15 protein-coding genes are annotated in these 20,030 nt (G+C 71.8%); 9 read left to right on the forward strand and 6 right to left on the reverse strand.

The genetic code is table 11. From position 1 onward, the window contains the following. Positions 1-2 precede the first annotated feature (2 nt). The gene (locus ACI2LY_RS18020) at positions 3-902 is read right to left on the reverse strand and encodes a deoxyribose-phosphate aldolase (protein ID WP_404707972.1); all 900 of its coding nucleotides are present in this window, start codon (positions 900-902) and stop codon (positions 3-5) included. Then, entirely contained in the window at positions 899-1,861 is a 963-nt protein-coding gene (gene iolC, locus ACI2LY_RS18025; RefSeq protein WP_404707973.1) for a 5-dehydro-2-deoxygluconokinase, read from the reverse strand. The genes ACI2LY_RS18020 and iolC overlap by 4 nt, the downstream gene beginning before the upstream one ends. Before the next feature lie 126 nt (positions 1,862-1,987). Here iolC and ACI2LY_RS18030 point away from each other — a divergent pair, with 126 nt between their 5' ends. From ACI2LY_RS18030 to ACI2LY_RS18045, 4 genes are all read left to right on the forward strand, one after another. Continuing rightward, positions 1,988-2,902 carry a sugar phosphate isomerase/epimerase family protein gene (locus ACI2LY_RS18030; protein ID WP_404707974.1) on the forward strand — a complete coding sequence of 305 codons (915 nt, stop codon included), beginning with the start codon at positions 1,988-1,990 and terminating at the stop codon, positions 2,900-2,902. A 327-nt stretch (positions 2,903-3,229) separates the two neighbouring features. Beyond that, positions 3,230-3,430, forward strand: coding sequence for a helix-turn-helix transcriptional regulator (locus ACI2LY_RS18035; RefSeq protein ID WP_404707975.1), 201 nt, complete (start codon positions 3,230-3,232; stop codon positions 3,428-3,430). A gap of 243 nt (positions 3,431-3,673) precedes the next feature. Beyond that, positions 3,674-3,913: a heavy-metal-associated domain-containing protein gene (locus ACI2LY_RS18040; RefSeq protein WP_031182388.1), complete on the forward strand. Its 240-nt coding sequence runs from the start codon at positions 3,674-3,676 to the stop codon at positions 3,911-3,913. A gap of 84 nt (positions 3,914-3,997) precedes the next feature. Beyond that, positions 3,998-6,262 (forward strand): heavy metal translocating P-type ATPase, encoded by a 2,265-nt coding sequence (locus ACI2LY_RS18045; protein ID WP_404707976.1) that lies wholly within the window; start codon positions 3,998-4,000, stop codon positions 6,260-6,262. 535 nt (positions 6,263-6,797) lie between these two features. On the opposite strand, the gene ACI2LY_RS18050 is transcribed toward ACI2LY_RS18045, so the two are convergent. Further along, on the reverse strand, positions 6,798-8,099 hold the full coding sequence (locus ACI2LY_RS18050; protein WP_388993874.1) for a citrate synthase: 1,302 nt from the start codon (positions 8,097-8,099) through the stop codon (positions 6,798-6,800). A 177-nt stretch (positions 8,100-8,276) separates the two neighbouring features. Continuing rightward, a complete protein-coding gene (locus ACI2LY_RS18055; RefSeq protein WP_404707977.1) occupies positions 8,277-10,565 on the reverse strand; it encodes an ATP-dependent RecD-like DNA helicase in 2,289 nt (762 codons plus the stop codon). A 180-nt stretch (positions 10,566-10,745) separates the two neighbouring features. Here ACI2LY_RS18055 and ACI2LY_RS18060 point away from each other — a divergent pair, with 180 nt between their 5' ends. The 4 genes from ACI2LY_RS18060 to ACI2LY_RS18075 are packed head-to-tail and all read left to right on the forward strand — an operon-like array spanning position 10,746 to position 16,221. Further along, positions 10,746-11,804, forward strand: a complete 1,059-nt coding sequence (locus ACI2LY_RS18060; RefSeq protein ID WP_404707978.1) for a LacI family DNA-binding transcriptional regulator — start codon at positions 10,746-10,748, stop codon at positions 11,802-11,804. Next, the gene (locus ACI2LY_RS18065; protein ID WP_404707979.1) at positions 11,801-13,345 is read left to right on the forward strand and encodes a sugar ABC transporter ATP-binding protein; all 1,545 of its coding nucleotides are present in this window, start codon (positions 11,801-11,803) and stop codon (positions 13,343-13,345) included. The genes ACI2LY_RS18060 and ACI2LY_RS18065 overlap by 4 nt, the downstream gene beginning before the upstream one ends. Further along, the gene (locus ACI2LY_RS18070) at positions 13,335-15,287 is read left to right on the forward strand and encodes a substrate-binding domain-containing protein (RefSeq protein ID WP_404707980.1); all 1,953 of its coding nucleotides are present in this window, start codon (positions 13,335-13,337) and stop codon (positions 15,285-15,287) included. Before ACI2LY_RS18065 ends, ACI2LY_RS18070 begins: the two co-directional genes overlap by 11 nt. A gap of 31 nt (positions 15,288-15,318) precedes the next feature. Then, positions 15,319-16,221: a ribokinase gene (locus ACI2LY_RS18075; protein ID WP_404707981.1), complete on the forward strand. Its 903-nt coding sequence runs from the start codon at positions 15,319-15,321 to the stop codon at positions 16,219-16,221. Positions 16,222-16,406: 185 nt separating this feature from the next. Here the strand turns inward: ACI2LY_RS18075 and ACI2LY_RS18080 are convergent, their stop codons facing one another. Beyond that, positions 16,407-17,006: a TetR family transcriptional regulator gene (locus tag ACI2LY_RS18080; protein WP_404707982.1), complete on the reverse strand. Its 600-nt coding sequence runs from the start codon at positions 17,004-17,006 to the stop codon at positions 16,407-16,409. A gap of 127 nt (positions 17,007-17,133) precedes the next feature. Between ACI2LY_RS18080 and ACI2LY_RS18085 the strand changes: the two genes are divergently transcribed. Continuing rightward, positions 17,134-18,075, forward strand: coding sequence for an aldo/keto reductase (locus ACI2LY_RS18085; RefSeq protein ID WP_404707983.1), 942 nt, complete (start codon positions 17,134-17,136; stop codon positions 18,073-18,075). A gap of 61 nt (positions 18,076-18,136) precedes the next feature. On the opposite strand, the gene ACI2LY_RS18090 is transcribed toward ACI2LY_RS18085, so the two are convergent. Then, positions 18,137-19,984: a glycoside hydrolase family 3 protein gene (locus ACI2LY_RS18090; protein ID WP_404707984.1), complete on the reverse strand. Its 1,848-nt coding sequence runs from the start codon at positions 19,982-19,984 to the stop codon at positions 18,137-18,139. Between the last annotated feature and the right edge of the window lie 46 nt (positions 19,985-20,030).

Below are 20,030 nucleotides of genomic sequence, written 5' to 3' on the forward strand. Positions count from 1 at the left end.
CCTCACAGCAGTCCTGCGGCGGTGTCCACGGCGGCGACCACGTCGCCGTCCGCCGGGTACAGCAGTGTGCGGCCGACCACCAGGCCGCGCACGGTGGGCAGTCGCAGCGCGCCGCGCCACTTCTCGTACGCGGCGGCCTGCTCCTGCGGGGAGCCGCCGGTCTCGCCGCCGAGCAGCACGGCGGGGAGCGTGGTGGTCGCCATGACGTCGGCCATGTCGTCCGGGTTCTCCGTGACGGGCACCTTCAACCAGGTGTAGGCGGAGGTGCCGCCGAGTCCGGAGGCGATGGCGAGGGAGGTGGTGACGGCTTCGGCGGACAGATCGTTGCGCAGCTGCCCGTCCGGGCCGCGTCGGCTGAGGAACGGCTCGACGAACAACGGGAGTCGGCGTTCCGCCATGGCGTCGACGGCGCGGGCGGCGGCCTCCAGCGTGGTCAGCGAGCCGGGGTCGGTGTGGTCGATGCGCAGCAGCAGCTTGCCCGCGTCGAAGCGGCGGCGCTGGATGTCCTCGGGGCGGTGTCCGGTGAAGCGGTCGTCCAGTTCGAAGCGGGCGCCCTGGAGACCGCCCCGGTTCATGGAGCCGAGGACGACCTTGCCGTGCAGGGCGCCGAGCAGCAGCAGGTCGTCGAGGATGTCGGCGGTGGCCAGCACCCCGTCGACGCCGGGCCGGGACAGCGCCACGCACAGCCGGTCCAGCAGATCGGCGCGGTTGGCCATGGCGAGGGGACGGCCGCCCGCGCCGAGCGCCCCGCGCGCCGGATGGTCGGCGGCGACGATCAGCAGCCGCTCGCTGGGCCCGAGCAGCGGGCGCCGCACCCGGCGCGCGGCGGCCTCGGCGATCGCCTCGGGGTGCCGGGTGCGCAGGTGGACCAGCGCGGCCACGTCGACCTGGGCGGTGCTCATCGCACCGCTCCGGCGGACAGCGCGGCCGCCACCTCGTCCGGGGTCGGCATCGCCGAGGAGCACTCCAGGCGGGAGGCCACGATGGCCCCGGCCGCGTTGGCGTGCCGCATGACCGTCTCCAGGTCCCACCCGGCCAGCAGGCCACGGCACAGCGAGCCGCCGAACGCGTCGCCCGCGCCGAGGCCGTTGAGGACGGTGACGGGCAGCGGGGGCACCTCCGCGCTCTCGCCGTCGCGGTGGACGGCGAGGACGCCCTTGGGGCCCTGCTTCACCACCGCCAGCTCCACCCCCGCGGCCAGCAGCGCGCGGGCGGCGGCGTGCGGTTCGCGGGTGCCGGTGGCGATCTCCACCTCGTCCACGTTGCCGACGGCGACGGTGGCGTGCCGCAGGGCCTCCGCGTAGAAGGGGCGGGCGGTGTCGGGGTCCGCCCAGAACATGGGGCGCCAGTCCAGGTCGAACACGGTGATGCCGGACCGGGCGCGGTGGGCGAGGGCGTCGAGGGTGGCGGTGCGGCTGGGCTCCTCGCTCAGGCCGGTGCCGGTGACCCAGAAGACGCGGGCCGCGCGGATCGCGTCGAGGTCGAGTTCGCCGGGGTGGATCTCCAGGTCGGGGGCCTTGGGCAGCCGGTAGAAGTAGAGCGGGAAGTCGTCCGGCGGGAAGACCTCGCAGAAGGTGACCGGGGTGGGCAGTCCGGGCACCGGGGTGACCCAGCGGTCGTCGACGCCGAAGCCGCGCAGGGCCTCATGGAGGTACGTACCGAACGGATCGTCACCGGTACGGGTGATGACGGCGGTTCCGAGTCCGAGGCGGGCGGCGGCGACGGCGACATTGGTGGCGGAGCCGCCGAGGAACTTGCCGAAGGAGGACACCCGGGCGAGCGGGACACCGGTCTGGAGGGGGTAGAGGTCCACCCCGATACGTCCCATGGTGATCAGGTCGTACGCCGCCGAACTCGCCATCGACTCCCCTTCGTCACGTCTCTCCCCCGGCTTTCTAGTCCGGTCCGGTGAGCCCTGTCAACGTTTTGTCCAGACATTCGGACCAGCTATTGACACCCTGTTCGGACGGCCCGCACGCTGGCGGCCATGACGTCGATGCCGTCCTCCCCACTGTCCCGCGTCCGTATCGGGTCGGCGCCCGATTCCTGGGGTGTCTGGTTCCCGGACGACCCCGCCCAGGTCCCCTGGCGGCGCTTCCTCGACGAGGTGGCCGAGTCCGGCTACGAGTGGATCGAGCTGGGCCCCTACGGGTATCTGCCCACCGACCCCGAGGTGCTCGCCGAGGAGACCGCCCGGCGTGGCCTGAAGGTGTCGGCCGGGACCGTCTTCACCGGGCTGCACCACGGCCCGGCGGTGTGGGAGAAGACCTGGGAGCACGTCTCCGCCATCGCCGCGCTGACGCGGGCGACGGGTGCCCGGCATCTGGTCGTCATCCCGTCTTTCTGGCGGGACGACCGCACCGGCGCGGTACTGGAGCCCGCCGAACTGACCCCGGCCCAGTGGCGCGACCTGACCACGCAGACCGAACGGCTGGGCCACGAGGTGCGGGAGCGGTACGGCCTGACGATCGTCGTCCACCCGCATGCCGACACCCACATCGACACCGAGGCCAACGTCACCCGCTTCCTCGACGCCACCGACCCCGCCCTGGTCTCCCTCTGCCTGGACACCGGCCACTACGCCTACTGCGGCGGCGACAGCGTCGAGCTGATCGAGACCTACGGCGAGCGGATCGGCTACCTCCATCTGAAGCAGGTCGACCCGGAGATCCTGGCCCGGGTGCGGGCGGACGGCACCCCGTTCGGCCCGGCGGTCGCGCGGGGCGTGATGTGCGAACCCCCCGCCGGGGTACCCGCCCTCGGCCCGGTCCTGGAGGCGGCCGCGAAACTCGACACCGACCTCTTCGCCATCGTCGAGCAGGACATGTACCCCTGCGCGCCGGACCGCCCGCTGCCGATCGCCCGCCGCACCCGCGCGTTCCTGAGGTCCTGCGGCGTATAAACGCACCGCAGACCGGACGCCCCCCTGATAAACGCACCGCGGAACGCCCCGCGCGCGGGCGTGCGCGACGGTCCCGCCCGTACGGGTCAACCCGCCACGCCCGGCGTACGCCCGCCTCTTCTGCTGTGGTTGTGTCACGAACGCGCCCCTCCTGTCACATATGTCGCGCGTACGCGGGTTCTCCGTCACACCCGGCCCACAGCCGCTTGCTCGTGGTCACTCTGCGTCGTTGACCGGGCACAGGCTTGGTGATCACCAGCACAGCGCCCGGCTCCCCCGACGGCCGTTCCCCGGCCGCCGCCGCGGCGCGCGCAGGAGGTGCGACGCATGACCGACCGCAGGCTCTGGTCCTACAAGGAGATCGCGGCACACATCCGGGTGCAGCCGGACACCGTACGGTCCTACCGGAAACACGGCCTGCTGCCACCGCCCGACCTCGTGGAGAGCGGCAAGCCCTTCTGGTACGCCGACACCGTGCGCGCCTGGGTCGCCTCCCGACCCGGCAACCGGGGCCGCAGGGACGACTGACGCCCACGCCACCCGACCAGGAACGCCCGTGCGCCTCTCCTCCGGGACGGCGTGCGGGCGTTCGTCGTACTGCGACAAAGCGGGCGTATACATAGGGTGCCGGTGAATTCCCCTCGCATTCGGCACCCCCTTGGGGAATACCCCCTAGGGGTATAGTGTTCGAAGAGTGAGGGTCCCCCGAGGACACCCCGGTACGACCCCAGTACCACCCCAGTACGACCCCAGTACGACGAGGAGAACGACATGAGCGCCCAGACCGACACCCCCGGCTCCGTCACCGCCGTCTACCAGGTGAGCGGCATGAGCTGCGGCCACTGCGAGGGCTCCGTCTCCGCCGAGATCTCCGAGATCCCCGGCGTCAGCTCGGTGAAGGCCGTCGCCTCCAGCGGCGAGGTCACCGTCGTCTCGGCGGCCCCGCTCGACGAGGAGGCCGTGCGCGCCGCCGTCGACGAGGCCGGCTTCGAGCTGACCGGCCGGGCCTGAGCGAGAAACCCTTCCCCGACCGGGCCGTACCGACCAGCTCATACTGGATTCCGTAAGGTCCGGTCCGATGTCTGGAGTCCGGGCATGACCAGCACCACCGCAGAGACGGGGCGCACGGCGCCCGAGGCGGACGAAAGCCGGGTCGAGCTGCTCATCGGCGGCATGACCTGCGCGTCCTGCGCCGCGCGCGTGGAGAAGAAGCTCAACCGCATGGACGGCGTGAGCGCCACCGTGAACTACGCGACGGAGAAGGCGAAGGTCAGCTTCGGCGACGGCGTCCGGGTCGCGGACCTGATCGCGGTCGTCGAGAAGACCGGGTACACCGCCGAGGAGCCCGCGCCCCCGGAGCCCGAACCGGCCGCCGGAGCAGGCGAATCCGCTGGACCGGCCGAGCGCGACCCCGAGCTGGCCGCGCTCCGGCAGCGGCTGCTCGTCTCCGCCCTGCTCGCCGCGCCCGTCATCCTGATGGCCATGGTCCCGGCGCTCCAGTTCGACAACTGGCAGTGGCTCTCGCTGACCCTCGCCGCGCCCGTGGTCGTCTGGGGCGGGCTGCCCTTCCACCGGGCCGCCTGGACCAACCTGCGGCACGGCGCGGCCACCATGGACACCCTGGTCTCGGTCGGCACGCTGGCCGCGTTCGGCTGGTCGCTGTGGGCGCTGTTCTTCGGGCACGCGGGCATGCCCGGCATGCGGCACGCCTTCTCGTTCACCGTCTCCCGCACCGAGGGCACCTCCGTCATCTATCTGGAGGTCGCCGCCGGGGTCGTCGCGCTGATCCTGCTCGGCCGCTATCTGGAGGCCCGCTCCAAGCGCCGGGCCGGTGCCGCGCTCAGGGCGCTGATGGAGCTGGGCGCCAAGGACGTGACCGTGCTGCGGGACGGGCGCGAGACCCGGATTCCGGTGGGCTCGCTCGTCGTGGGCGACCGGTTCGTGGTGCGGCCCGGCGAGAAGATCGCCACCGACGGCACGGTGCTGGAGGGCACCTCCGCCGTCGACGCCTCCATGCTGACCGGCGAGTCCGTGCCCGTCGACGTCTCCCCCGGCGACCGGGTCACCGGCGCCACCGTCAACGCGGGCGGGCGGCTGCTGGTCGAGGCGACCCGGGTCGGCGGCGACACCCAGCTGGCCCGGATGGCCCGGCTGGTGGAGGACGCGCAGAACGGCAAGGCCGAGGTGCAGCGCCTGGCCGACCGGATCTCCGCCGTGTTCGTGCCCGTCGTCATCCTCATCGCACTCGGCACCTTCGGCGTCTGGCTGGGCGTCACCGGGGACACGGTCGCCGCGTTCACCGCCGCCGTCGCCGTGCTGATCATCGCCTGCCCCTGCGCCCTGGGCCTCGCCACCCCGACCGCGCTGATGGTCGGCACCGGGCGGGGCGCGCAGCTCGGCATCCTCATCAAGGGCCCCGAGGTGCTGGAGTCCACCCGCCGCGTCGACACCGTCGTCCTGGACAAGACCGGCACCGTCACCACCGGGCGGATGACGCTCCAGGAGGTGTACACCGCCCCCGGCGAGGACGAGAAGCAGGTGCTGCGGCTGGTCGGCGCCCTGGAGCACGCCTCCGAGCACCCCGTGGCACGCGCCGTCGCGGAGGGCGCCGAGGAGCGGGTCGGCACGCTGCCCCCCGCCGAGCACTTCGAGAACGTCCCCGGCCGTGGCGTACGCGGCCGCGTGGACGGCCACGAGGTGGCCGCCGGACGGCTCTGGGACGACCTGCCCCAGGAACTGGCCGCCGCCCGCTCCAGGGCCGAACAGGAGGGCCGTACGGCCGTCGTGGCGGGCTGGGACGGCGCGCCGCGCGCGGTGCTCGCCGTCGCGGACGCGGTGAAGGAGACCAGCGCCGAGGCGGTACGCGAGCTGCGCGCCCTCGGCCTGACGCCGGTGCTGCTCACCGGGGACAACCACACGGTCGCCGAGGCGGTCGCGCGCGAGGTCGGCATCGACGAGGTCATCGCCGAGGTGCTGCCCGAGGACAAGGTGGACGTGGTCCGGAAGCTGCAGCGGGAGGGCAGGTCCGTCGCCATGGTCGGGGACGGGGTGAACGACGCGGCCGCGCTCGCCACCGCCGACCTCGGTCTCGCCATGGGCACCGGCACCGACGCGGCCATCGAGGCCGGGGACCTCACCCTGGTCCGCGGTGATCTGCGGGTGGCCGCCGACGCCATCCGGCTCTCCCGGCGCACGCTGGCCACTATCAAGGGCAATCTGGTGTGGGCCTTCGGCTACAACGTCGCCGCGCTGCCGCTGGCCGCGGCGGGGCTGCTGAACCCGATGATCGCGGGGGCGGCGATGGCGTTCTCCTCGGTGTTCGTGGTGACCAACAGCCTGCGGCTGCGCCGGTTCCACTGAACCGGGCCAGGAAGTCACCGGGAAGAAGCTGGCCCAGGAGAAGTAAGAGTCCCCCTAGAGTCCGGCGCGCACCTCACATAAGCTCTTCACAAGGCTCGCGCATCTTCCTTACGCTTGGGTCCCGATAGCCGTATCGGGGCTCTTGCGCAGTTATGGGACGTATGCAAGAGACGCAGATCACAGTGACGCGAACGTAACCATCGAAGGGGTTCGAAGGTCTAAGTTGGCGGTGTCAGTCCAGCGTCTTGGGGGGCGCCGGCTGGCATCTGGAGTCGTCTTGGGGGACTTCTTCAGAGATGCGTTGCCGGGGCACGTACACCGGGAAGCTTTGAGCGGCCCTCCCAGCGTGCGCTGTCCCGGCAGACCGCACACACGTTTCACATCACTGACAGCGAATTCAGGCGCTGTCTCTCCAAGCGCCCGGCCCGGATCCCGTGGGGGGAATCCGCACCGGGGCATGGGAAGGCGCCCTGGACGTCGGCCCGTGGGGGGACCGACGCCAGGGCGCCTTCCGCTTTTCTGCTTTTCTACGTGGTTAGCGCTGCTCGACCGGCACGAAGTCGCGCTCGACGACGCCCGTGTAGATCTGGCGCGGGCGGCCGATGCGGGAACCCGGCTCCTTGATCATCTCGGTCCACTGGGCGATCCAGCCCGGCAGTCGGCCGAGGGCGAACAGGACCGTGAACATCTCGGTCGGGAAGCCCATGGCCCGGTAGATCAGACCGGTGTAGAAGTCCACGTTGGGGTAGAGGTTGCGCGAGACGAAGTAGTCGTCGGAGAGCGCGTGCTCCTCCAGCTTGAGCGCGATGTCCAGCAGCTCGTCGGACTTGCCGAGCGCGGAGAGGACGTCGTGCGCGGCGGCCTTGATGATCTTGGCGCGCGGGTCGAAGGACTTGTACACCCGGTGGCCGAAGCCCATCAGGCGGACGCCGTCCTCCTTGTTCTTCACCTTGCGGATGAAGGAGTCGACGTCGCCGCCGTTGGCCTTGATGCCCTCCAGCATCTCCAGCACCGACTGGTTGGCGCCGCCGTGCAGCGGGCCCCACAGCGCGTTGATGCCCGCGGAGATCGAGGCGAACATGTTGGCCTGCGAGGAGCCGACCAGCCGGACCGTGGAGGTCGAGCAGTTCTGCTCGTGGTCCGCGTGCAGGATCAGCAGCTTGTCCAGCGCGGAGACGACGACCGGGTCGAGGTCGTACTCCTGCGCGGGCACCGAGAACGTCATGCGCAGGAAGTTCTCGACGTAGCCGAGGTCGTTGCGCGGGTAGACGAACGGGTGGCCGATCGACTTCTTGTACGCGTACGCCGCGATCGTCGGGAGCTTGGCGAGCAGCCGGATCGTGGAGAGGTCGCGCTGCTGCTCGTCGAAGGGGTTGTGGCTGTCCTGGTAGAAGGTGGACAGCGCCGAGACCACCGAGGACAGCATGGCCATCGGGTGGGCGTCGCGCGGGAAGCCCCGGTAGAAGTTCTTGACGTCCTCGTGCAGCAGGGTGTGCCGCGTGATGTCGTTCTTGAACGTGGCCAGCTCGTCGACGGTCGGGAGCTCACCGTTGATCAGCAGGTACGCCACCTCGAGGAAGGTGGAGCGCTCGGCCAGCTGCTCGATCGGGTAGCCGCGGTAGCGGAGGATGCCCGCCTCGCCGTCGAGGTAGGTGACGGCGGATTTGTACGCGGCCGTGTTGCCGTAGCCGCTGTCCAGGGTCACCAGACCGGTCTGGGCGCGGAGCTTCCCGATGTCGAAGCCCTTGTCACCGACGGTGCTGTCGACCACCGGATAGGTGTACTCGCCGTCGCCGACCCGCAGTACTACCTGGTCGTTCTTGGTGTGCTCGCTCACGTCTTCCCTCACCGACTTAGTGCCTCATCTTCGAGGTGCCCTGACTGTCTCTACCATCCCCCATTTGGCTCAGGAGAGTGCACTCGGGGTCGCCACTTGGCCCACTGGCGGCACTCAGTGCCGTCAACCTGCTCATCCTGCCCCCTGGGCGGGGCATCCGGAAGTGCTCTGTGACCTTCACGACTCGTTTGATCGATCATTTTCGCCGAGGCGTCCGGAACCGGCGAGCCTGAAGTCGAGCGCCGTGCACCGCCGACCGGCCGACACGGTGCGTACGGCCTGCCCGATGGCCTTGCGCGAACCCACCAGCACCACAAGCCTCTTGGCGCGGGTCACCGCCGTGTACAGCAGGTTCCGCTGGAGCATCATCCAGGCCCCGGTGGTGACCGGGATCACCACGGCCGGGTATTCACTGCCCTGGGAGCGGTGAATGGTCACGGCGTAGGCGTGGGCCAGTTCGTCCAGTTCGTCGAATTCGTACCCCACCTCCTCGTCCTCGTCCGTCAGCACCGTCAGCCGCTGCTCGACCGGATCGAGTGAGGTCACCACGCCCACGGTGCCGTTGAAGACGCCGTTCTCGCCCTTCTCGTAGTTGTTGCGGATCTGGGTGACCTTGTCGCCGACCCGGAAGACCCGGCCGCCGAACCGCTTCTCCGGCACGTCGGGGCGGCCGGGGGTGACGGCCTGCTGGAGCAGGGCGTTGAGGGCTCCGGCCCCCGCGGGGCCCCGGTGCATGGGGGCGAGGACCTGCACGTCGCGGCGGGGGTCGAGGCCGAAGCGGGCCGGGATGCGGCGGGCGGCCACGTCCACGGTGAGCCGCCCGGCCTCCTCGGTGTCGTCCTCGACGAAGAGGAAGAAGTCGTCCAGCCCCTCGGTGAGCGGGTGTTGGCCCGCGTTGATCCGGTGCGCGTTGGTGACCACACCGGACCGCTGGGCCTGACGGAAGACCCGGGTGAGCCGGACGGCGGGCACCGGGCTCCCCTCGGCCAGCAGATCGCGCAGCACCTCCCCGGCACCGACGCTGGGCAGCTGGTCCACGTCGCCGACGAACAGCAGATGGGCGCCGGGCGGTACGGCCTTGACCAGCTTGTTGGCGAGGAGGAGGTCCAGCATGGACGCCTCGTCCACCACCACGAGGTCGGCGTCCAGCGGGCGGTCGCGGTCGTAGGCGGCGTCCCCGCCGGGCTTCAGCTCCAGCAGCCGGTGCACGGTGGACGCCTCGGCGCCGGTCAGCTCGGCCAGCCGCTTGGCGGCGCGTCCGGTGGGCGCGGCGAGCACCACCTTGGCCCGGCGGGCGCGGGCGAGTTCGACGACCGAGCGGACGGTGAAGGACTTGCCGCAGCCGGGGCCGCCGGTGAGGACGGCGACCTTCTCGGTGAGCGCGAGCCGGACGGCGGCCTCCTGCTCGGGCGCGAGGTCGGTGCCGGTACGGCCCTTCAGCCAGCCGAGCGCCTTGTCCCAGTTCACGTCCCGGAAGGCGGGCATCCGGTCCTCGCCGGTGCGCAGCAGGCGCGACAGCTGGGCGGCGAGGGAGAGTTCGGCCCGGTGGAAGGGCACGAGGTACACGGCGGTGACGGGCTCCCCGCCGTCCGGTCCGGGGACCTTCTCCCGTACGACGCCGGGTTCCTCGCCCTCCTCGCCGGGGGCCGCGAGGTCGGCCAGGCACTCGATGACCAGGCCGGTGTCGACCTGGAGGAGCTTGACCGCGTCCGCGATGAGGCGTTCCTCGGGGAGATAGCAGTGGCCCTGGTCGGTGGACTGGGAGAGGGCGTACTGGAGCCCGGCCTTGACGCGTTCGGGGCTGTCGTGCGGGATGCCGACGGACTGGGCGATCTTGTCGGCGGTGAGGAAGCCGATGCCCCAGACGTCGGCGGCGAGCCGGTACGGCTGGTTCTTCACCACGGAGATGGAGGCGTCGCCGTACTTCTTGTAGATGCGCACGGCGATGGAGGTGGAGACCTCGACGGTCTGGAGGAAGAGCATCACCTCCTTGATCGCCTTCTGCTCCTCCCAGGCGTCGGTGATGCGCGCGGTGCGCTTGGGGCCGAGGCCGGGGACCTCGATCAGGCGCTTCGGCTCCTCCTCGATGATCCGCAGGGTGTCCAGGCCGAAGTGCCGGGTGATGCGGTCGGCGAAGACCGGGCCGATGCCCTTGACCAGTCCGGAGCCGAGATAGCGGCGGATGCCCTGGATGGTGGCGGGGAGGACGGTCGTGTAGTTCTCGCAGGTGAACTGCTTGCCGTACTGCGGATGCGAGCCCCAGCGCCCCTGCATCCGCAGCGACTCCCCCACCTGGGCGCCGAGCAGCGCGCCGACCACGGTGAGCAGGTCGCCGCCGCCCCGGCCGGTGTCGAGGCGGGCGACGGTGTACCCGGTCTCCTCGTCGGCGTAGGTGATGCGCTCCAGTACGCCTTCCAGCACGGCCAACTGCCGTTCGCCCGTGGGGTTCCCCGCCTTCTGAGCCATGGGGTGACGGTACCGGCGAGGACGGACAGGGAACCTCACACCGCTCGCGCTCACATGAGCGGACTTCATCACAATCTGATTTCAGCCACCCCTGAGGGGGTTGTCCGGAACCCGTGTAATCGATTCCAATCCTCCGGAACACGTCGTTGAAAACGATTCCACAAGGAGGTGGAGCCGTCGATGGCGAGCATCAAGGACGTCGCCGCCGCGGCGGGTGTCTCCGTCGCCACGGTCTCGCGCGTGCTGAACGCTCATCCCTCGGTGAGCGCCGAGGCGCGCTCCCGTGTGCTGGCCGCCGTGGCCGCGCTGGGCTACCGGCCCAACGCCGTGGCCCGCTCCCTGCGCACCGACCAGACCCACGCCCTCGGCCTGGTGATCGGCGATGTGCTGAACCCGTACTTCACCGAGCTGGCCCGCTCGGTGGAGGAGGCGGCCCGCGACCTCGGGTACAGCGTGATCATCGGCAACGCCGACGAGCGCCCCGACCTCCAGGACCATCACGTACGGACCCTGCTGGACCGCCGGATCGACGGTCTGCTGGTCTCCCCGGCCCCCGGTGACTCCCCGCTGCTGCTGGACGCGGCCCGCGCGGGAACCCCGGTGGTCTTCGTGGACCGCTGGATTCCGGGCGCCGAGGTCCCGGTGGTCCGGGCCGACGGGCGCCGGGCGGTACGGGACCTGGTGGCGCATCTGCATCTGCTCGGGCACCGGCGGCTCGCCATCATCGCGGGCCCGGCGGGCACCACGACCGGCAGCGAGCGGGTCACCGCGTTCCGGGACGCGCTGGCCGCGTACGGGCTGCCGCTGGCGGCCGAGTACATCGGCCACGGCGACTTCCAGGCGGCCAGCGGACGGCGGGTCACCGAGGGCTTCCTCGACCTGCCCGAGCCGCCGCACGCGGTGTTCGCCGCCGACAACCTGATGGCGCTCGGCGCGCTGGACGCGATCCGGGCGCGCGGGCTGCGGGTGCCGGACGACATCGCGCTGGCGGTGTTCGACGACATCCCGTGGTTCGTGCACACCGACCCGCCGATCACCGCCATCGCCCAGCCCACCGGCGACCTGGGCCGGGCCGCCGTACGCGCCCTGGTCGACCGGATCGAGGGGCGCGCCGCCGAGTCCGTGACCCTCGACGCCCGGCTGGTGGTCCGCCGCTCGTGCGGTGCCCCGGCCCCCGTACTCATTCCTCCCACGTCCCCCATGCGAAGGAGCACCCCCGTGCAGAGGAGCACACCGTGAGCGATCCCGACGAACTGCTGCGCGTCGAGGGCATCCGCAAGGCGTTCCCCGGTGTGGTCGCGCTGGACGGCGTCGACTTCGGCCTGCGCCGGGGCGAGGTCCATGTCCTGCTCGGCGAGAACGGCGCGGGCAAGTCCACCCTGATCAAGACCCTGTCCGGCGCCTGCCCGCCCGACTCCGGGCGCATCCTGGTCGACGGCACCGAGGTCCGGGTGCGCACCGCGCGGGACGCGGAGGCGCTCGGGATCGCCACCATCTACCAGGAGTTCAACCTCGTCCCCGATCTGACGGTGGCCGAGAACATCTTCCTGGGCCGCCAGCCGCGCCGGTTCGGCATGGTGGACCGGGGGCGGATGGAGGCGGACGCCGAGGCCCTGCTGAAGCGGGTCGGCCTGGACGTCCACCCGCGCACCCGGGTGCGTGAACTGGGCATCGCCCGGCTGCAGATGGTGGAGATCGCCAAGGCGCTCAGCCTGGACGCCCGCGTGCTGATCATGGACGAGCCGACCGCGGTGCTCACCTCCGAGGAGGTCGGCCGGCTGTTCACGCTGGTGCGCTCGCTGCGCGCGGACGGCGTCGGCATCGTGTTCATCACCCACCACCTGGACGAGATCGCCGCGCTCGGCGACCGGGTCACCGTGATCCGGGACGGCCGCAGCGTCGGCCAGGTCCCGGCGTCCACGCCCGAGGACGAACTGGTCCGGCTGATGGTGGGCCGCTCCATCGAGCAGCAGTACCCGCGCGAGCGCCCCGAGCGGGGCGAGCCGTTGCTCGCCGTGGAGGGGCTGACCAGGAACGGCGTCTTCCACGACGTGAGCTTCGAGGTGCGCGCCGGTGAGGTCGTCGGCATCGCCGGGCTGGTCGGCGCGGGCCGTACGGAGGTGGCGCGGGCGGTGTTCGGCGCCGACCCGTACGACGCGGGCACGGTCAAGGTGCGCGGCACCGTGCTGCGGCGGCACGACGTGGACGCGGCGCTGACCGCCGGGATCGGGCTGGTGCCCGAGGACCGCAAGGGCCAGGGCCTGGTGCTGGACGCCTCGGTGGCGGAGAACCTGGGCCTGGTGACCCTGCGTTCGGCGAGCCGGGGCGGGCTGGTGGACCGCAAGGGCCAGTACGCGGCGGCCGGGCGGATCGCCGAGCGGCTGAACGTGCGGATGGCGGGCCTCGGCCAGCACGCGCGCACCCTGTCCGGCGGCAACCAGCAGAAGGTCGTCATCGGCAAGTGGCTGCTGGCCGACGCCCGGGTGCTGATCCTCGACGAGCCGACGCGCGGCATCGACGTCGGTGCCAAGGTCGAGATCTACCAGCTCGTCAACGAACTCACCGCGGCCGGTGCCGCCGTCCTGATGATCTCCAGCGATCTGCCCGAGGTGCTCGGCATGAGCGACCGGGTGCTGGTGATGGCCCAGGGCCGGATCGCGGGCGAACTCGACGCCGCCGAGGCCACCCAGGACGCCGTCATGTCCCTCGCCGTGGGCACCCCCGCGGCCGACCCCTCGACCGACCCCAGTACCGAAACGGAGGCCCCCGGTGGCCACTGACACCCTCAAGAGCCGGGCGGAATCCGGCAGTTCCACGGCGGGCGGCTTCGGCCGGCTGCTGCTCGACAACGGCGCGCTGACCGCGCTGATCGTCCTCGTCATAGCCCTGTCGGTGCTGTCGGGCGACTTCCTGACCACCGACAACCTGCTCAACATCGGTGTGCAGGCGGCCGTGACGGCGATCCTCGCCTTCGGTGTGACCTTCGTGATCGTCTCGGCGGGCATCGACCTGTCGGTGGGCTCGGTGGCCGCGCTGTCGGCGACCGTGCTGGCCTGGAGCGCCACCTCGCACGGCGTACCGGTGGCCCTCGCGGTGGTCCTGGCGCTCGCCACGGGCATCGCGGCGGGCCTGGTCAACGGCTTCCTGACGGCGTACGGGAAGCTGCCGCCGTTCATCGCGACGCTGGCCATGCTGTCGGTGGCGCGCGGTCTGTCGCTGGTGATCTCCGGGGGCGTGCCGATCCCGTTCCCGGACTCCGTCTCCCACCTCGGGGACACCCTCGGCGACTGGCTGCCGGTGCCGGTGCTGGTCATGGTGGTGATGGGGCTGCTCGCGGCGTTCGTGCTGGGGCGGACCTACATCGGCCGGTCGATGTACGCGATCGGCGGCAACGAGGAGGCCGCGCGCCTCTCCGGCCTGCGGGTGAAGCGGCAGAAGCTCGCCGTGTACGCGCTGTCCGGCGTGTTCGCGGCCGTCGCCGGTGTGGTGCTGGCCTCCCGGCTGTCCTCGGCGCAGCCGCAGGCCGCCGACGGCTATGAGCTGGACGCCATCGCGGCCGTCGTCATCGGCGGTGCCTCGCTGGCGGGCGGCACCGGCAAGGCGTCGGGCACCCTGATCGGCGCGCTGATCCTCGCGGTGCTGCGCAACGGCCTCAACCTGCTCTCGGTCTCCGCGTTCTGGCAGCAGGTCGTGATCGGTGTGGTCATCGCGCTGGCGGTGCTGCTGGACACCGTGCGCCGCAAGGCGGGGGCGACCCCGGTGGCGGCCGGTACCGGCGGCGGGAACCGGGGCAAGCAGGCGGCGACGTACGGACTCGCGGCCGTGGTGACCGTGGCCATCGTCGGCGCGACCTCCTTCCTGCACAACGGTTCCGCCTCGGCCAACCCGAAGCTGGGCCTGTCCCTGTCGACGCTGAACAACCCGTTCTTCGTGCAGATCCGGGACGGCGCCCAGGCGGAGGCGAAGAAGCGGGGCGTGGACCTCACCGTCACCGACGCCCGCGACGACGCCTCCCAGCAGGCCGACCAGCTGCAGAACTTCACCAGCTCCGGCTACGGCGCGGTCATCGTCAACCCGGTGGACTCCGACGCGGCCGGTAACTCGGTGAAGGCCGCGGGCAAGGCGGACATCCCGGTGATCGCGGTGGACCGCGGGGTCAACAAGGCGAAGGTGGCCGCGCTGGTCGCCTCCGACAACGTGGCGGGCGGCGAGCTGGCCGCGAAGACGGTCGCGGAGAAGCTCGGCGGCAAGGGCCGGATCGTGGTCCTCCAGGGCCAGGCGGGCACCTCCGCCGCGCGTGAGCGGGCCGAGGGCTTCGCCAAGGGGCTGAAGAAGTTCCCCGGCATCAAGGTGCTGGCCCAGCAGCCCGCCGACTTCGACCGGGCCAAGGGTCTGGACGTGATGTCCAACCTGCTCCAGGCCCACCCCGACGTCCAGGGCGTCATCGCGGCCAACGACGAGATGGCCCTCGGCGCGATCAAGGCGCTCGGCGCGAAGGCGGGCAAGTCCGTGCAGGTCGTCGGCTTCGACGGCACCCCGGACGGACTGAAGGCCGTCAAGGACGGCAGTCTGTACGCGTCGGTGGCGCAGCAGCCGACCCAGCTCGGCCGGATCGCCGTCACCAACGCCCTCAAGGCGCTGGACGGCGGCAAGCTCGCGCCGATGGTGAAGGTGCCGGTCAAGGTGGTCACCCGCGAGAACGTGACCGGCTTCACCGGCTGACCGCGCCTCACATCTCTTAGGGAGCCTCTTGATGTACGACTACGACCTGCTGGTCGTGGGGTCCGCCAACGCCGATCTGGTGGTCGGGGTGGAGCGGCGGCCGGGTGCCGGGGAGACGGTGCTCGGCGGTGACCTGGCCGTCCATCCGGGCGGCAAGGGCGCCAACCAGGCGGTCGCCGCCGCCCGCCTCGGCGCCCGTACGGCGCTGCTGGCGCGGGTCGGTGACGACGGCCACGGCCGTCTGCTGCTGGACTCGCTCCGCTCGGCCGGGGTGGACACCTCGGCCGTGCTGACCGGCGGGGCGCCGACCGGGGTCGCGCTGATCACCGTCGACCCGTCCGGGGACAACAGCATCGTGGTCTCCCCCGGCGCCAACGCCCGTCTCACCGAGGGTGATGTGCGGGCGGACGTGCTGGGCGCGGCCCGGGTGGTGTCGGCGCAGCTGGAGATCCCGTTGGAGACGGTGGCGGCCGTGGTGCGGGGGCTGCCCGAGGGCACCCGGTTCGTACTCAACCCGTCCCCGCCGCGCCCGCTGCCCGCCGAGGTGCTGGCCGCCTGCGATCCGCTGGTGGTCAACGAGCACGAGGCGCGGGTGCTGCTCGGCGACGCGGAGACCGGCGACGACCCGGCCGACTGGGCGCGGCGGCTGCTGGCCCTCGGCCCGCGTTCGGTGGTGGTGACGCTGGGCGCGAAGGGCGCGCTGGTGTGCGACGCCTCGGGTGCGCGGGCGGTGCCGTCGGTGGCGGTGGCCGCGGTGGACACCACGGGTGCCGGGGACGCGTTCACGGCCGCGCTGGCCTGGCGGCTGGGCGCGGGGGCCGAGTTGGCGGAGGCGGCGGCGTTCGCGGCCCGGGTGGGCGCGGCCGCGGTGACCCGGCGCGGGGCGCAGGAGTCGTACCCGACGGCGGCGGAAGTGGCGGCGCTGGACGCCTGACCTATTTCGAGGGGGCGTCCCCGGTCTCATCGACCGGGGACGCCCCCTCGGCTTTCCCCCTCATTGCCAGAACTTCGCGATCCCCCCACGGAATCCCCCCCCGAAGCCCTGACGCGTAGTACGACACGGGATGGCGGCGAAGGGTTGCACGTCCGCTGAAGATTTTTTTCGCGGGCTCCCGGCTCTCAGGACGCGGTGGCCGGAAATAGGCGGTGCACCGCCTGGACGACGGCGGCCCGGCGGGCGGCGAGGAAGGCGGTCCGTTCGGCCTCGTCGGTGGGCAGAAGCTCGCTCTGGCCGACCCAGGACATGGCGAGCTGGCTGACGAACAGCAGGATGTCGGCGGGGTCCCAGTCCGGGTCGAGCCCGCCGGACCGCTGTGCGGCGCGGAGCTGCTCGGTCTTGTGCCGCATGGCCGCTTGGACCGGGTCGTCGGCGCTCGCGGGCGCGGCCCCGTCCAGTTCCAGGCGGCCCCAGCCCATCAGCCGCAGCCGCTCGGGGTGGGCCGCGAAGTGGTCGTGGAGTCGGCCCGCGTATCCGGGCAGGTCCAGGGGGTCGAGCCGGGTGGCCTCGGTGACGGCCGTCAACTCACGGGCGGCGACGGTGGCGTACAGCTCCTCCTTGCCCCGGAAGTGGGCGTAGAGGCGCTCCTTGCTGGTCCGCGCGGCCTTGGCGATCCGCTCGATACGGGCCCCCGCGATCCCGTACTGGGCGAACTCGGCGGTGGCCGCGGCGAGGATGCGTTCGCGGGTCGAGTCGGGGGCGGAGGTCGTCGCGGAAGGCATACGCCCAGAATAACGGACCGAACCGTTCGGTTTGGAGAGTGGCCGGACGAGGCGTACGGTAGAACCAAACGGTTTGGTTTGGTCCCGCCGCCGGGCGGAGACCCCCTACGGACAAGCGGGAGATCACATGGAACTGCGGACTCTGGGGTCACAGGGGCTCAAGGTCTCTGCCCTCGGCTACGGCGCGATGGGCACGGCGATGGGGTACGGACCGTCGGACGACACCGAGTCGATCGCCGCGATCCGGCACGCGCACGAGCTGGGCGTCACGCACTTCGACACGGCGGAGATGTACGGCTGGGGCGAGGGCGAGAAGCTGCTCGGGCACGCCCTGGCGCCGATCCGCGACGAGGTCACCATCGCCACGAAGTTCGGCCTCACCCCGACCTTCGCCAGCGACTCGCGACCCGAGCACATCCGCGAGGTCGTCGACAACAGCCTGCGCAACCTCGGCGTCGACGTGATCGACGTCCTCTACCAGCACATGCCCGACCCCGAGGTCCCGGTCGAGGAAGTGGTGGGCGTGATGAAGGAGCTCGTCGACGCGGGCAAGGTGCGGCACCTCGGGCTGTCCAACACCGACGAGGACGCCCTTCGCCGGGCCCACGCCGTGCACCCGATCTCGGTGCTGCAGCAGGAGTACTCGGTCTTCGAGCACGGCGTGCGGTCCCTGCTGCCCGTCCTGGAGGAGCTGGGCATCGGCCTCGTCGCCTACTCGCCCCTCGCGCGCGGCTTCCTCAGCGGCGCCCCGGTGAAGTCCCGGGAGCACTACGCCGCCGACGACTTCCGTCAGCGCCTGGCCTGGTGGGCGCCGGAGAACATCGACGCCAACCGTGCCGTCGCCGCCGAACTCGGCCGCCTCGCGGACGACAAGGGCGTCACCCTCTCCCAGCTCGCGCTGGCCTGGCTGCTCGCGCAGAGGGACTACATCGTCCCCATCCCCGGCTCGCGCGACGCCGGACGCGTCGCCCAGAACGTCGCCGCGGCCGAGGTCACCCTGACCGCCGGGGACCTCGCCCGCATCGCGGAGATCGCCCCGGCCGGGGCCGTCGGCGGGCACCTGGGCTGACACCGGGCACGGCCTCCGACCGGCACCGATCCGGTCGGAGGCCGACTGGCGTCCGGGGCCTCTAGTACGTCAGCCCGTACCCGAGCGGATACAGCTCCTTCGCGGGGTCGTCCGCCCGGGCGATGGGTACCGGGAGCTTGCCGCGCGGCTTCACACGGCCCGCGATCACCCGTGCGGCGGCCCGGAGTTCGACGTCGGTCCAGCAGTAGGCGGCGAGGTGTGCCTTGACGTCGGGGAGCTGGGCGACGTCGTACGGGTTGCGGATCGCCAGGGCGATCACCGGGCGTCCGGTGGCCAATAGCCTCTGCACCAGGGTGCGTTGGGAGCTGGACGCCGTCACGTTGTACGTGGCCACGATCACCGCGTCGGCGGCCTGGGCGGCGGTGACCGCCTTGGTGATGGCGTCCGCCGTGGGGGCGGTGCCGGTGGACAACGCCGTGGCGGTGAAGCCGAGTTCGGTGAGCGCGGTGGCCAGTACGCCGGTGGGCGGGCCGGTGGTGCCGGACGGGGAGGCCGGGTCGGCGCCGACGACCAGGATCTTCGGCTGCCTGCGGCGGTCGAGCGGGAGCAGGCGGCCCTCGTTGACGAGCAGGGTCGTGGTGCGCTCGGCGATGTGGTCGGCGGCGGCCAGGTGCTGCCGGTTGCCGACGGTCCGGTCGACTCCGGCGCGGGTGACGCGGGTGCCCTGGAAGAGGCCGAGCTTGGCCTTCATGCGCAGGATGCGGAGAACCGATTCCTCCACGCGGGCCTCGGTCAGCTCGCCCCCGCGCACGGCCGCCAGCACCGCGTTGTAGGCCACGTCCATCGAGGGCGGGTTGAGCAGCTGGTCCACCCCGGCCTTGAGCGCGAGCACCGGCACCCGGTCGTCGCCGTACTTGGTGCGGACGCCCTCCATGCCGAGGGAGTCGGTGATGACGACGCCGTCGTAGCCGAGTTCGCCGCGCAGGATGCCGGTGACGATCGGGTGGGAGAGGGTCGCGGGGTCGCCCGAGGGGTCCAGCGCGGGGAACTGGATGTGCGCGGTCATCACGGAGTCGATGCCCGCGGCGACGGCGGCCCGGAACGGCACCGCGTCCAGCTTGTCCCACAGTTCCCGGCTGTGGGTGATGACCGGGAAGCCGGTGTGGCTGTCGACGGCGGTGTCGCCGTGGCCCGGGAAGTGCTTGGCGGTGGCCGCGACCCCGGCCGCCTGGTAGCCCTTCACCTCGGCCGCCACCAGGGCGCCGACCAGTTCGGGGTCGGCGCCGAAGGACCGTACGCCGATGACCGGGTTGGCCGGGTTGACGTTGACGTCGGCGTCGGGCGCGTAGTCCTGGTTGACGCCCAGCGCGCGCAGCTCGGTGCCGGAGATGCGACCGGTGGTGCGGACGTCGGTGCGCGAGCGGCCCGCGGCCAGGGCCATGGCGCCGGGGAGCAGGGTGGCGGGCTTGCCGATCCGGCAGACGGCGCCGTGCTCCTGGTCGGTGGCGATGAGCATGGGCAGCCCGCGCGGCCGGGTCAGCGAGGAGCGCTGGATGCCGTTGGAGAGGTCGGCGATCTGGTGCGGGTCGCGGGTGTTGTGCGCCCAGGTGAAGTAGATGATGCCGCCGACCCGGTACCGCTCGATCAGCTCGTCGGCCGTGCGGACGCCGAGTTCCTTGAGGTTGGCGTCGATGTCCGCCTGGTCGGGGGCGGTGGCGGAGTGGCCGTAGATCCGGGAGACGAAGAGCTGGCCGACCTTCTCCTCCAGCGTCATCCGGGCGATGACCGCGCGCAGTGCCGCGTCGTTCGGGGTGGCCGCGTGGGCCTGTGCCTTGCCGGAGGCGGCGGGGACGGCGAGCGCGGCGCCGAGGCCGGCCGTCGCGGCGAACAGGGACCGTCTGGAGGGCCCCGCGGTGTTTCCCGTGCTTCCCGTGCTGGTGTGGTGCACGTGCGCCCCTTCCGAAGGAGAGAACCGCTGAAGGAAACTTTCGGAA

The organism is Streptomyces sp. NPDC002176 (genome assembly GCF_044903645.1).
Lineage (GTDB): Bacteria > Actinomycetota > Actinomycetes > Streptomycetales > Streptomycetaceae > Streptomyces.